The organism is Microvirga sp. 2YAF29 (assembly GCF_052114605.1).
In the GTDB taxonomy this organism is placed as follows: domain Bacteria; phylum Pseudomonadota; class Alphaproteobacteria; order Rhizobiales; family Beijerinckiaceae; genus Microvirga.
This window is the reverse complement of sequence record NZ_JBFRFB010000004.1, coordinates 263,707-278,214: the sequence shown is the minus strand read 5'-3', so window position 1 is coordinate 278,214 and position 14,508 is coordinate 263,707. Positions and strand designations below refer to the sequence as shown.

At 56.1% G+C, this 14,508-nt stretch carries 8 protein-coding genes and 1 pseudogene; 6 read left to right on the top strand and 3 right to left on the bottom strand.

The window, feature by feature from the left end; translation table 11 throughout:
* Window positions 1–26 precede the first annotated feature (26 nt).
* Window positions 27–2,825 (bottom strand): hypothetical protein, encoded by a 2,799-nt coding sequence (locus AB4Y85_RS07635; RefSeq protein ID WP_441984275.1) that lies wholly within the window; start codon window positions 2,823–2,825, stop codon window positions 27–29.
* A 134-nt stretch (window positions 2,826–2,959) separates the two neighbouring features.
* Window positions 2,960–3,518 (bottom strand): annotated as a pseudogene (locus AB4Y85_RS07630) (recombinase family protein).
* 415 nt (window positions 3,519–3,933) lie between these two features.
* Here AB4Y85_RS07630 and AB4Y85_RS07625 point away from each other — a divergent pair.
* From AB4Y85_RS07625 to AB4Y85_RS07615, 3 genes are all read left to right on the top strand, one after another.
* Window positions 3,934–8,157 (top strand): cadherin domain-containing protein, encoded by a 4,224-nt coding sequence (locus AB4Y85_RS07625; RefSeq protein WP_441984274.1) that lies wholly within the window; start codon window positions 3,934–3,936, stop codon window positions 8,155–8,157.
* Between the two features lie 718 nt (window positions 8,158–8,875).
* Window positions 8,876–9,772 (top strand): phosphatidylglycerol lysyltransferase domain-containing protein, encoded by an 897-nt coding sequence (locus AB4Y85_RS07620; protein ID WP_441984273.1) that lies wholly within the window; start codon window positions 8,876–8,878, stop codon window positions 9,770–9,772.
* Window positions 9,773–9,904: 132 nt separating this feature from the next.
* Window positions 9,905–10,495, top strand: a complete 591-nt coding sequence (locus tag AB4Y85_RS07615) for a hypothetical protein (protein ID WP_441984272.1) — start codon at window positions 9,905–9,907, stop codon at window positions 10,493–10,495.
* A gap of 79 nt (window positions 10,496–10,574) precedes the next feature.
* On the opposite strand, the gene AB4Y85_RS07610 is transcribed toward AB4Y85_RS07615, so the two are convergent.
* Complete coding sequence (locus AB4Y85_RS07610) at window positions 10,575–11,363, bottom strand: outer membrane protein (RefSeq protein ID WP_441984271.1); 789 nt, start codon at window positions 11,361–11,363, stop codon at window positions 10,575–10,577.
* A 445-nt stretch (window positions 11,364–11,808) separates the two neighbouring features.
* On the opposite strand from AB4Y85_RS07610, the gene AB4Y85_RS07605 reads away from it, so the two are divergent.
* Genes AB4Y85_RS07605 through AB4Y85_RS07595 form a run of 3 tightly spaced genes read left to right on the top strand, consistent with a single transcriptional unit; the run spans window position 11,809 to window position 14,506 of the window.
* Window positions 11,809–13,395: a Tad domain-containing protein gene (locus tag AB4Y85_RS07605; protein WP_441984270.1), complete on the top strand. Its 1,587-nt coding sequence runs from the start codon at window positions 11,809–11,811 to the stop codon at window positions 13,393–13,395.
* A complete protein-coding gene (locus AB4Y85_RS07600) occupies window positions 13,392–13,961 on the top strand; it encodes a TadE/TadG family type IV pilus assembly protein (protein WP_441984269.1) in 570 nt (189 codons plus the stop codon). The genes AB4Y85_RS07605 and AB4Y85_RS07600 overlap by 4 nt, the downstream gene beginning before the upstream one ends.
* Entirely contained in the window at window positions 13,958–14,506 is a 549-nt protein-coding gene (locus AB4Y85_RS07595; protein WP_441984268.1) for a TadE/TadG family type IV pilus assembly protein, read from the top strand. Before AB4Y85_RS07600 ends, AB4Y85_RS07595 begins: the two co-directional genes overlap by 4 nt.
* Window positions 14,507–14,508 lie beyond the last annotated feature (2 nt).

The following is a 14,508-nucleotide window of genomic DNA, read 5'->3' as shown; positions in this document are numbered from 1 at the left end:
CTAGCGTCCCAATTAAAGGCACTATCTTAAACAACGAAAAAATCCTTTTCGGTCAGCTTGAGGTTCTTACCCACCTTTGCGATCTGGATCTGCGCGGCCGATCCCGTACCGTCGGCATCGTAGTACAGCGCGCCGGTCTTCTTGTTGTAGATCAGGTAGTCCTTCGCATCGGCCGCTTTCGTGCCTATGGTGAAAAAGTCCTTCGAGAGCTTGGCAGGCTTCTTCTCAGACCCCGCCTTGCCGAGCTTCTTGAACACGGCATTATCCAACCAGATCGTATCATCCTTGACGCTGAAATCCTTGATCGTATCGACGTTGGTTTTCTTGTTCGTCTTGGTGTTGAACACAAAGATGTCTTTGCCCTTGCGACCTTCCAAAGTGTCGTTGCCGAGACCGCCATAGAGCCGGTCCATGCCAAGGCCGCCCGAGCCTACGAGAACGTCGTTGCCATCTGAACCTTTGATGATCTCGTGAACAACGTCCCACACCTCGATCTTGAAGATCTCATCGCGCACGAGCCCGTGAGCGTCTTTGACCCGCAGCGTGATATCGTGAGAGGTGGCCTGCTCATAGTCGAGGCGCACACCATCCTTGACCACCAACGTGTTACCCGACACTGCGAAGCGGCCCGCTGCATCACCGATAATCTCGAAGCTCAAGGATTCTGGTAAGTTCTTGTCCGTGGCAGATATGGTTGCCACCACCGAGCCGGAGGCTGTGTTCTCGAAAACGAAATTACGGCTCAGGCTTAGCGAGTCGGGCGCAATATTTGCAACAGCTGATTCAACGAACGTCTTCCCTTCGTCTAATACATGACTGAAGCCATCACTGACTCTCACAGTGAACGTCGTCTTGGTTGTGCTGCCAATAGCGCCATTGTCGGAGGGATCGAAAGCCAAGTCCTGTAGGGCCTTCTCAACAACGGCCGCCGTGCCCGTGATCGAAAAAAGACCAAGAGACTCTTGATAGATACCGCCAGCATTGGAGATCAGCTTGCCGTTGGCAGGGTTGTTGATCATCACAGTAGCGGTAACCTCCGCTCCGTATGCAACTTCAATTGATAGGCCTTTCGCGAACGGCTTGACCGGAGCATCGGAAGTTGTCTTGATCGTGCCGCCTTCATTCGTCAGCTCAATCGGAACGCGTCCGTAACTCACACCGTTACTATCGGTAACCTTTTCAATCCCCTGGTTGAAGAGTTGCAAGATCCGGGCATTGGTCACTGCGTCGATAGCCAAGATCACTTCATCCGTGACCCCTTCCGCCCCGGAACCATATGCAAGCTTGGCTTGGTCCCAAAGGTTGAAGCGTACCGTCGAGCCCGTCGCGTTGAACTGAATCTTCTCGATCCCCGAGAGCGTTACCATACTCAGATCCGTGGTGCCCTCTTGCACTTGCAATACATCATTGCCGCCCTCGCCGTTGATGACCGAGAAACCAGGATTGAGACCATGCTTGAGGATAAAGGTATCGTCGCCTTCCGATCCCCGTAAAACTTCGATGCTTGAAGTCGTGCCATTTCGGAGATCGAGGGTTCCGGCCGAGAGCATTTGCAGGGTGTCGAGACCATCCCCGCCGTGCACCTCATCGCTGTGATCAAGGCCTCCGAGGGCAACCTTGATCACATCATTGCCAGCCGAGCCTATAACATAATCCTTCCCTGCCGTGAGGGTGAGGTCTTCCGGCTGCGAGAACACACGCTGATAGACGCCGTAGCCGTCGCCATCCTGTCCATTGGAATCCCAGGATACAACCCAGCCACCACCCGCAAGCGCTGTTACTGTTGCACTGTTTTGGCTGCCTTCTGTCGTCTGATTGACGAGGATTTCGCCGCCGATCTTCTCGCCGGTAGCCGAGAACATTTGCTGATAAATACCGTCGCTTGAGCCATCGCGATCACGCTCCGCCCAGGTGACAACATAGTTGCCATCATCCAGGAGGGTTGATTGGACGTTGGAGCGCGTGGCGCGCACATCGGCATTGACGAGGGTTTCCCCGCCAACCTTAGCGCCTGTGGCATCATAGTGCTGTTGATAGAAGTTCACCCCATTGCCGGTATCGCTAGACCAGAACGCCACCCAGCCGCCATCTGTCAGGCCCATGACGTGAGAGTCGCGCTGTATGCCGGCGGTCGTCACGTTGACGGGCTGCACGGTCCCGATCTTGTTGCCCTCATGATCGAAGGCTTGTTGGAAAATGCCATCACCATCCGCGTCCCTTCCGGTCCAAGTGACAACCCATCCTGTCGTGGTCAGTGTTACGCTCGAAGTCCCATAGTCCGCAGTGCCTCCATCAATGCGGGTCTCGGGGCCAACCGCAGCGCCCTCAGCGTCGTAACGCTTTTGGTAATAGCCCCATTGGTTTCCAAGCTGTGAAATGTAAGTAACGATCCAGCCGCCGTCCGCCGTAAGTGTCACACTCGGGTTTGTCTGAGTCCCGCCTGTAATGCCGTTGACTTGAGTTTCCGCGCCGACCTTCTCGCCGTTCACGTCATAGCGCTGAAGAAACACGCCCTCGCTGGAGCCGTCCTGCCCAACCGACTCCCAAGCAACTACCCAACCGCCGTCAACAAGGCCGGTCGCCGCCGCCGTCGATTGGAAGTTCTGCATCGTCGTGTTGACGACGAACTCGGTTCCGACCTTTGCACCTGTCGCGTCAAAACGCTGCTGCATGACATCGGACTCTGTGCCTTCAGCATTGCTCGTTGTCCAGGTAGCAACCCAGCCACCGTCCGCAAGAGCGGTGATGTAGTTGGTTCCTTGGCTTCCAGCCGTGGCAGTGTTTACGCGAGCTTCATCGCCAAATCGGATATGTGTTGCAGGCATGTCGCATCTCCCTAGATGAGACTTCATGACATCCGTCCCACCAGAGCGTCCCTCGTCGAACAACTAGGTTCTCATGGTCAGATCAGCACAGGGTGCGCTGGAACACTTCGTGCAGAGGCCCCTTTCCTAGCTCGTCAAATAAGCCGATCCTGCCTTATGCCCGCTTCAGTTATACATTGATCTAGCACCCGATAGACTTGCATTCTTGAGCATCCGACAGTCCTTGCAATCTCCGCTGGTCCATGACCTGCTTCGTGCAATGCAAGCCACCTTTGCAGTCGAGGCGGCGCTTACCGCCGCGATAAGAACCATGGGCCTTGGCTTTCTCGATGCCGTCCCTCTGTCGCTCCTTGATGAAGCGCCGCTCCATTTGTGCGACCATGCCGAGCACGGTAAGCACGATGTGGCCCATTTCGCCACGTGTGGAGACATGGGGGGCAAGGGCTGTGACGAAGGCCTCTTTTTGCTCGCACTCATAGATTAGGTTCAGGACGTCGCGAGTATCCCTGCCGAGACGGTCGAGCCGGGTCACATAAAGTCGAGGATGATTGCTAGTTCGGTGCGACCATCACGGCTCGGCCCTGAAACTTTCTCGGAACGAATGACCTCGCACCCTTCGGCTTTGAGCCTTGCAAGCTGGGTATCGAGATCTTGGTCGGTCGTGCTGACGCGGGCGTAACCGATGCGGGCCATGTGTCACTTTAGGGTTTAGGCCTGACCGTAGCATTGCAACAAATAGGCCCGTCAACCCAGATGTGACGTGAAAGCCGCTACTTTAAGTGACGTCACCTCAGGTTATACCCTAGTGATATATAGGCACTCAACTAAGGTCGCTCGGCGCTGCTATTTTAGTACTAGCTCTTATCCTGCTCAGGCGATCCAGGCGCAAAAGTGAGGTGCTTGACGATGAGCGCTGCTGAATCTCACGAGAATACTATTTTAAGTTGAGATTGATGTAGGTTTCACCCTTAATGATTGAATGAAATGGGTTATTTCCCGACTAATGCGCAAAGTGACGTAGGGAAGCTATCTGTCCTTAGAGTTCCACAGGCCGGGTTCCATGCCATAGCGATAGATCGGGAATTGAAACAGTCCAGTCGAGGCGAGCATGGTTCAGGTTGTGAAGTGGGGTTCTGAGACCAAGGTCAGCAACTCCGGGACATTTCTATCGTCGACCTCGGCGGTCAGTTCACAGACTGGCACGACGGTCACAGCCTATGTATCTCCAACGGACAATTCAGTTCGGATTTCAGTGCATGATTTCCGCGGCTCGCCGGTTGGGAGCGCTGATCAGTTAGTTGGCACCGGAGGGCTGGCTGGGAACAATCCTGCTCCGACTTTGACGGCCTTGTCCAATGGCCAGTTTCTGGTCACATGGCATGTCCTGGGAGCGCAGACGAGTGAAGTTCGAGCCCAGTTGATCTATGCCGATGGCACACTGAGCAGTTCTTCCAGGATCATTTCGGGGACAATAGGCGCGGCTCAGAAGGTAATGAGTGTGACAGCGCTGGATGACGCGCTTGATCCTGGTCGGTTCGAGGTAGCTTGGAGCAATAAAAGTGTTTCCACATTCAGCGCCTCCCTGTTTCGTGTCGGCTCAGATTTCAGTTGGAACACTGGCTCAACCGCGATACCCGGCGCAGCAGAGATTGTGGCCTTAACGAGCGGTAAAAGCGTCGTTGCCTATAGCAACTACATTCCTGGATCGCTCAATATTCCCCCCTTCTACGGCATCACGATCAACTTCATGGACAATGTAGGGCGCCAAGCATCCGCGCCCATGAATGTGATCTCCTCGACTGGGCCCGTCAGCGAAATCAGCATTTCTGCCTTGCTCTCTGACCGGTTCGTCATCACGTGGCGCACAAGCAGTGGCGAATTGCGCGGCCAGGTCTTCAACAGTTCGGGAGGCAAGGCGGCAAGCGAGTTCCTCATCGGAACGACGGGTCCCTGGCAACAGAGCGATCCTGAAACGACAGTTCTGTCCGACGGGCGCTTCGTAGTGACTTGGGTCGACACGAGCCTGACGGGCGGCGACACATCCGGCACGGCCATTCGGGCGCAAGTTTTCTATGCCGATGGCCGCAAATATGGCGCGGAGCTTCTGGTCAACACCTCGACTACCGGCAGTCAGGTCGATCCTCACGTCTCGGCTTTCCAAGACGGCAGATTCGTCATCAGCTGGACCGACAAGGCTGGAGATGCCAACGGCGCATCGATCATCCGTTCACAGATCTTCGATCCACGCGAGCCGCGCCCTGGCGATAACTTCGTTCGCTGGACGGGATCCGATAAGGCAGAAGCATATGCCGGACATGAGGGTGACGATTACCTTCAGGGGCAAGGCGGAAACGACAAGCTGTCGGGCGAAGGTGGGAACGACAAGCTTGTCGCCGGTAATGGACTCGACACGCTCCTAGGCGGTAGCGGCGATGACGTCCTCGTTGTGGAAGATTCGGGATATAACGATGTTCTGGATGGCGGCGAAGGTTTCGATATTGTCGAAATTCACCACCAAGGAAATTCTTCGCTTGTCGTCGACTTGATGACAGGCAACAACAATTTCTACGGGACCCTGATTTCTATCGAAGGCTTTATTGGCGGCGACTCTAGCAACGACAAGATAAGCGGAAGCGATGTTGCTAACGATCTTCGCGGGCGCGGCGGTAATGACACGCTGACTGGCCTTCTGGGCAACGACACGCTCGACGGCGGTGACGGAGACGACATCATTGACGGCGGTGCCGGTAGGGACCGCATGGATGGCGGGTTCGGTGACGACGTCTATTACGTGGACGATTTCACCGACATCGTGGTGGAGGAGATCGGCGCGGGCAAAGATACCGTTTATGCGAGCTCCAGCTATGACATGACTTACAGGGATAATATCGAATATCTCATTGGAGTTGGAAGTGACGATATCGCGCTGACTGGCAATGTCCTCGATAATGTCATCAAAGGAAATGCGGGCAACAATCGCTTGGATGGAACTTTCGGCTCAGACACTTTGATAGGTGGTGCTGGAAACGACACATATGTCGTAAGAGATAGCTATCTCTTCCCCATTCCTCTGGACCCTAAGGATGCCTATATCACGATACGCGAGGACGCAGACAACGGTATCGACACGATCTTGACTGAGTTGGGCGGTTATCTACCCGACCATGTTGAGAACATGCGTGCTCTGAACCCCCGCTCGACCCTTCCGATGGAACTCATGGGTAATAATCTGTCGAACCACCTCGTTGGGAACGATGGCGATAATTACCTTTTTACAGGCAGGGACAGTACCTTCACTAGTCAGGACACGTTGGAAGGGGGCAAAGGAAACGATGTCTATTATGTCGTTTACCCGAATAATGCCATCATCGTTGAGAAACGCGGTGAAGGGACCGATACAGTCCAAATCGAACTTGGAACTTTCACGCTAAATGAGGGAGCTGAGATAGAGCTTATACGTGTTACGGGGGCTTATTCTGAAAAGTATAAACCAGTAGTTACAGGAAATAGCTGGAATCAGACCATAGAGGGCACTAATGGGGCAGATATTCTGGACGGCGGTGGCGGAAGAGATACGCTGATCGGCAGCTGGGGAGCTGATACCTATCATGTGCGTTCCTTGGATGACGTGATTGTTGAGATCGATCCATATCCTCAAGAGGCCTATCGTGAGATCGACACGATCATCGCTCATTTAGATTACACTCTCAGGTCTGAGGTCTCGATAGAGATCCTCCGCGCTGATGACGAAGCCGGTTCTCTCTCGCTCACGGGTAACTTCAATGCCAACACGCTGGTCGGCAACGATTCCGGTAACACGCTCGCCGGTGGCGGTGGTCTTGATACGCTCAAGGGCGGCGAGGGGAACGACCGCTTCGAGGTCGACACCGACGACGTAGTGGAAGATGCGGGAGGCCGCGATACTCTCGTGGCAATGGTGTCGGGCGTTTACACGCTTGCCGGTGGGATCGAGAATGGCGTTGCTGGCGCCGGCATCGATGGGATCCAGCTGATTGGCAATGGTAGTGCCAATCTTTTAGCAGGCAATATTCTGTCGAACGCTCTCTCGGGAGAGAGCGGCGATGATGATCTGCGCGGACGGGAAGGTGACGACGTCCTCAGCGGTGGCGAGGGTGATGATGTCCTCGAGGGTGGCGCGGGTGCTGATCAATTGATTGGCGGTGCCGGTATCGATACAGCCGTTTACGCGGATGCCAAGACGAAGCTGACCATCAGTCTCGATGATACGACACGGAATACAGGTGAAGCTGCAGGCGACACGTTCTCGTCGATCGAGAACATTATCGGGTCCGACTATGATGACGTGCTTATCGGATCGAACGGCGCGGCCAATACCCTTTCCGGCGGCCTCGGTGACGATACGCTGATCGGCATGGGCGGCAACGACGTGCTGAAAGGCGGCGGCGGCCAGAACACGGCCGTGTATGAGGGTAGTTTCTCTAGCTATACCATCGTCGCTCAAGCTGATGGATCGCTGCGCGTCTCCGATAGTGTGAAGTCACGCGGTGGCACGGACATTCTCGTGGATGTCCAAGAGCTCAAGTTCGCCGATCAGATGTTCCGAACCGCCAATCGCGAGCCGACGGCGCTGGCTCTGTCGGCCAGCATGATCAAGGAGAATGCCTTGGCCTCCACCATCGTCGCCACGTTGTCGGCCGACGATAAGGACGGAGACGCCATCCGCTACACACTTGTCTCCTCGGATGGTCCTTTCCGGATCGACGGCAACAATCTCGTTCTGACGGGAGGCCTCGACTACGAATCCAAGACACAACACACCGTCACGATTAAAGCTCATAACGGGTATGGGGCCGGAACGACTCAAACCTTCACCTTCGATATTCTCGACGTGTTCGAGCCGGCTACAGTCAGTGGGGCTGATGCGCAGGGCAATCAAATCCTACGAGGCCGCTCGGCAGACGATCGCCTCAAAGGAGGCGATGGCAATGACAAGTTATATGGCGGCGCAGGCAAAGATGTGCTCACCGGAGGCTTGGGCCAGGACATCTTCGTGTTCGACACCAAACCCGGAAAAAAGAATGTGGACCGGATTGCCGACTTCAAGGTGAAAGACGATACGATCCATCTTGCCAAGTCTGTGTTCAAAAAGATGGCCAAGAAGGGCGTGATCAAAACGAACGAATTCTATCAAGGCACAAAGGCTAACGATAAGGACGATCACGTCATCTACAACAAAAAGACGGGGGCACTATACTACGATGCCGACGGTACGGGATCGCAGGCACAGGTTCAGATCGCAACCCTCTCCAAGAACCTCAAGATGACCTACAAGGACTTCTTCGTGATCTAGTGCCTTCGCAAAAAAGCGCGACAGCACGATGCGAAAGGGCTGCGCGAGCAGCCCTTTTTCGTTGTGATAAGCACCTGCACCGCGGGGCAAACGATTATGCTTTTTTGGAAAGACTGTAACGATCTTCATAGCGGCTGGACAATCGGCATCGCCGGCGGTTTCCGACGACTGATGGGGCAAGGGAGGGCTACAATACCCTTTGGGTTCTCTATCCTCGCAGCCGTCGAACGCGTCCAGGGTCTCGATGCCTGCTAGATGAGCGATTCAGCATGAAAGCGGGCGGCTCAAGATACTGAGTCTGGCCCATAGGCGGATCTCCTTCAATCCGACCACCAAAGCAAACGCTGCTACGAAGCCACCCTGATCAGGCGAAGGCCCTTTCTCGCTCTCGTCTCAAATAATCGCGCCTAGACCGCCGGCGGCGGCTGTTGTCAGGCCCTTCGCCCGCAGGGTTCATCTCAAGTGCCCAAGAGAACTACCTCAGAAGGTTGCCTAACATCGCGGGGAAGCTGCGGCTAAAATATGAGCCTCGCGGGTAAAGCGGACGAAGGCGAAAATGCCTCGCTTGGTAGATCGGAATCCAGAGCGGCTCAGGGGCGTCATACGGCAGGTTGCGGCCATTGCAAGGGAGATCACGATGACGCTCGCTCTTCAAGCGAATGCAGCGCCAGTTTATCCAGATCCCATTCTCCTTCAAAGATCGAATAAAGAAGATGCGTTGGCTGACCTCGCATCGATCGAGGTCGAGGATGCTGACCTCTTCCTCGGTGCTATGGAGGAGGCGCGGGTCAAGGCGGCCTTTTATTTCTTTCCCCATCTGTATTTTGCCGGACGGACGAGTACACGGTCGCTGCTCTGGGAGCGGCATGCCGGGTCCATTCTCATCTACCAAGTCCGCCGGCAGAAGGGCGGCTCGGAGATGAGATTGTATTGCCCGCCGCTTCCCTTCGATGCCTCTGCATTGCGGCATGCAATGCAGAGGATGCAGGAATTCAACAGCAGCCGGTCGAGCCGGATTTCCTACGTGCCGGAGGAGCAGGCGCTCCAGGTCATGCGGGAGGGCTTCTCGATCGAGCTCAAGTCGGAAGACTTCATCTATGACCGTGCGGCTGTCGTGGCCCTCGAGGGTGCGAGATTTGCCAAGTTGCGGCAGGAGCTGGCGCGCGCCCTCAGGCAAGGGCAGGTCGAGACACGGCCTTATACTTCTGCGGATCGCCCTGGCTGCGTTGCCCTCACGGAGGCATGGAGGGAGAGGCTCGTTGCCCGCGGCATGAAGGTCGGTGCTGCATATGGCGTTACCTCTGCCTGTCTGACCAGCAGTCATCGTTTCCAGTCGCCACTGCTCACCGGAATGGTCGTGGAAGTCGACGGCAAGCTTTGCGGTTTCGGCTTCTCAGGACAACTGACCTCCGGCATGGGTTGCAACTATGCTTGTGTCACCGACCTCGCTTACCCGGGATTGACCCTCGTTCTGCGTCGAAGTGTCATGGGCGCATTTCCGCATCTCGCTCACTTCAACGATGCGGATGACGCCAAGCGGCCCGAGCTGCACGCTTCGAAACAGCGTTTCCAACCGGTGGAGATGCATGGAGTCTTCAAAGCAACGTTGCAGTGAAAAGCCTTTAGACTGAAGTCTCATGCTTTATGCGGCACCGGCCTTCTTCCAAATCGCTGCGGCGAACTAAATGTTTTTTGATCCCAGTTTTGAGCAAAGCCGGGTCGATCACGCCGCTTCGCGAGGGGGACGATGACAGGGGATGAAGTCGAGGCCGTAGCCCGCGCTTTATATGAAACCTTGGAGGATGCGCGCGGGTGGGCCCGGGAGCCTGAGCGTCTCAAGCAGCAATTCCGCAAATGTGCCCGCGCTGCGATCGGCGCCATCGATGAGGATGAAGCGCCGATTCCACCCGTGATAGAGCCGCTTCGTGTATCAGGGCCCTTGGAGGCGTTTCTCGGTTATTTGATGGAAGCGCAAGAGATCAGCATTCTCCCAGTCTCAAGCTTTAGAGCCGTACTTCGAGGCCCGGAGCACATCTACGAAGCTGCCAATGACGATTACTTCAAATTCGTCGGTCATCGGGACCTGTTCGATATGTCGGTTCGGGATGCGTTTCCGGATCTTGCGGGGCAGGGCTATTTCGAGTTGCTGGACCACGTCTTCGCAACGAAACAGGCTTTCATCGGCGAAATGATGCCGCTCACATTTCAATCAAAGCCGGGCGGTCTCCTGGAAGAGCGTTACATCGATCTGGTCTACCGCCCGATTGAAGGAGCGAACGGTGAGGCGCTCGGCCTGTTCGTCGAGGGCTGCGATAGAACCCGATGGGCGCGGACATAAGAAATTCAGCCAGCGTATTCGTAGAAAACCCCGCCGGATCTTTTGGATCCGGCGGGGTTTCGCATCAACAAAGGTACACTTAATAAGTGCCGAATTTGAAGTTCAGCTTGGCACGCGCAACCCAGAAGTCGTTATCGTTTCCACCGCTCACCGGACGGAAGACATCGACGGCTCCGCCGGCTGCCGGTAGGAAGGTGCCGGCACGGCGGTCGCCATTGTTATTGTCATCGTCGAAGCTGAGCCACAGGGCTTCCACGCCGAAGGTGACGGCCGAGGAGCCGAGCCAGTTCACAGGCAGCGCCCACTCGACACCACCACCGAGCGCCCAGCCCGTAGTGTCGTCCGTATAAGCAAGACCGCCGGTGCCGTAGATCAGGACGCGATCAATCGCGAAGCCGAGGCGGGCACGCAACGAACCCCACCATTCCGGAGCATTGCTCTCGAACACGCCGGGCGTGAATGTGCCGACGAATCCGGGACCCGGGACGAACGCAACATTCTGGTTTTGATTGGTATCGGCCCATTGAATGTCGGTCTCGAGGCCGATCACGAAGGAACCGATCTGGTAGTTGTAGCCGATCTGAGCGCCGCCGGTGAAACCGCCGTCATCGTTGTTGTTGAAGAGCAACGTGCCGGCAAGACCCGGAGTGCCGGGGCCCGGAGTCAGGACCACGGATTGCGAGTCATCATTGCGCCAGCCCCAGCCGGCATTCACACCGGCATAGAAGCCCGTCCAGGTGAAGACCGGAACGGCGGCAATGATGGGAGCCGGAGGCGCTGGCCTTGGCAGATCCGCCGCATTGGCGGCCGATAGCGCGAGAGTTGAAATGGCGCTGCCGGCTAGAAGGTAAAGAAGAGGTTTTCTCATGCTGACCACCCTTGTGCAGAGATGAACCAGCGCAGCTTAGGGCGAGTTACTAGACATCTCCTATAGCAAACAGGCAACACGCTGTAATTATCGTTCAGCGAATACATACCACCATAGAGGTAGGTATGAATAACCAATAGGAATATATAAACAAACGGGTGACATTGTCTCAGTATTCGATGGGGAAATCTAAATCATATATTGACGTCGACTAGGATGCGTGGCCTACTCAGTGCGCTTTCGGGAAGTGACCGAGGCGAGGAAAGCAGACTGACCCTGCCCTGAAAGGGGCAGGGTATTTTTATGCGCGCCAGGCCTTTCCGATGCGGGCCTTCAGCAATGCGTCTCGTCGGCTCTCTGGCCTAGTCCATCCGGCTGAATGGCTGGCATCCAAGCGCGATGCTAAGACCCTGATAGCAGCATCAATTTTCAGAGCAGCCGTCCCTTGTTTCCGTACTGGAGAAGATCCTTCCTGCGCGACCGGTTGCCGAGGGATGGCGCTCGCCTCGACCGCATGGTCCGGAAGGTGCGGGCTTTGCTCGGCGACGAGAAAGGCTCGGTCGCTCAGATCTTTGCGGTGACGCTCATCCCGCTAGCCGGGTTCTCCGGACTTGCTCTGGACTATGCGCGCGTTTCCCTGGCGAAGGCGGAGTTGCAGACCGCAATCGATTCCGCAGGTCTCGCCGTGGCCCACCTGCCGCGCAATGCGTCAGTCGCGACGGTGGAGAAAAAGGCGCAGGATTGGGTGAATGTGCGGCTCGCCGGCAAGGGGTTCGGCCCGATCACCATCAAGGCGCAACGCGAGGCCAACGGCATCTCATTCGCGGCGTCCACGACGATGGGCCTTACTCTGTTCAAGCTCCTTCGTGAGGAACCCGTCGACCTGACGGCGCGCAGCGAAGTGAACTGGAGCATCGGCAAAGTCGAGATCGCGCTCGTTCTCGATAATACGGGCTCGATGACCAACAACAACAAGCTCAAGAATTTGAAGACAGCGTCGACTTCGCTCATCGATCAGCTTGAGCAGGCCACGGCCGAGCCCGGACAGGTGAAAGTTGGCATCGTACCGTTCTCAATGGCGGTCAATATTGGGGAAGGTTACAAAGACCAGCCCTGGATGACAGGCGTATCGCCGGCAACGCCTGATATCTTCACGAACAATACGACGAACAAGAGCCGCTTCACCTTATTCAATAGCATGGGCGTCAACTGGGCTGGATGTGTTGAAAGCCGACCGTCGCCTTACGACGTGCAGGATACGGCACCTGCTGCGGGCGTGCCTTCGACGTTGTTCGTTCCCTTTTTTGCTCCCGATGAGCCAGGAAGTGCCGATGGCAATAGCTCGTATTCCAATGACTACATTGGCGACAAAAAGCCGAATAATGTGAGCTGGACCTGGAAAGAGCTCCAAGGCAACGTCAATAAATACGACCAGAAGCCGCGGACCGGCAAAGCCAAAGGGTCATTGTATCAGCTAGGGCCAAACGCCGGTTGCGAACTCCAATCACTCCTGCGGCTCACATCGAATATGACAGATGTGCGGACTAAGGTTGCGAGCCTAACCGCCATTGGCGACACCAATATCCCGATCGGGCTTGCTTGGGGCTGGCATGTTCTCTCACCTAACCTGCCATTTAGTGACGGCGTTCCCTACGGAACGCCGGATCTCACCAAATATATTATTCTCATGACGGACGGCGACAACAGCAACACCGATAGCACCAACAACAACGAATCTTACTATTCTGGCATCGGCTATATCTGGCAGAAACGACTTGGGATCACGAGCGGCACGACCACGCAGCGCCAGCAGGTGATGAACAGCCGGTTATCGACACTCTGCACGAACATCAAGGCATCCGGCATTCAGATCTTCACGGTGCGCGTGGAGGTGAACACGAACAGCAGCAGCCTTCTCGAAAGCTGCGCTTCGGATAAGGAGATGTTCTTCAACGTCTCCAACTCTGCGGATCTAGGCGAGATCTTCGGTCGCATCGGCGAGAAGATCACCAAGTTGCATCTTTCGAAATGATCCGCAAAGCCCTTCGCGCCTCACTTTTGAAAACATTGCATCGGTTCCGGCGACATCAGGCCGGGAGCGCGGCGGTCGAATTCGCGATCATCCTGCCTGTCTTCCTGCTGATGCTGGTGGCGATGGTGCAGATCCCATTGGTGTTCGTTGCGGGGCAGCATCTGGAAAGCGCAACGACAGGAGTAGGGCGGCTGATCCAAACCGGCCAGGTGCAGTCGCAAGGTATGACCCCGGCCCAGTTCCGATCCGCGCTTTGTAACCAGATGGGAGTGTTCCTGAAATGCAGCGGTACGAACCTTCGTGTAGAGGTTCGCAGGCTTTCCGGTTTCGCCTCGGTCCCTCGCGGAATTCCGCTCGATGAAGAGGGGAAGTTCGAGGACGAAGTCGTCTATCAGCCGGGCAATGCCGGAGAAGTCGTCGTCGTGCGGGTCTTCTACCAGTTTCCCGTCTGGCTATCGGCGTTCCTCCCGACGCTGGCTAATTTGCCCAACGGCAACCGCCTGCTGATGTCCAGCGTCGTCTTCCAGAACGAGCCGTTCTACCAATCGCAAGCGGCAGGTTCATGAAGTCTCCCGTAGCCCGCTTTCTCAGCAACGACGACGGCGTGGCTGCCATCGAGTTCGCGATCATCCTTCCGGTGATGCTGCTGCTCTCGATGGGAGCCATCGAGCTGACCGATGCGCTTGCCGCGCGCAGGAAGGTCACGCTGGCATCGAGCGCCCTATCCGATCTCATTGCGCAGCAGCGCGACGTGGACGGAACTTATGCGAGCAATGCCCTTACTGCCGTGTCGATGATCATGGAGCCGTTTTCGAGCGAAGGTCTGGGCTCCGTGGTGTCGAGCATCGTGGTCGACAAGGACGGCAAAGCCAAGGTCGCCTGGAGCCTTGCGCGCGGCAAAACCTCGCTTCGTAAGGGCGATCCTTACATCCTGCCGAATGACTTGAAAGTCGCGAACAGCAGCGTGGTGATTGCCCAGGTCGGTTACAGCCACAGCCCCATGATCGGCTATGCCCTGACCGGTACGATCAATATGTCTGAAATAACCTATGCCCGCCCGCGCGTCGCATCACAGATAAGCGGCGTCACCTGCTCGGCGAGCGGCTGCTGAGG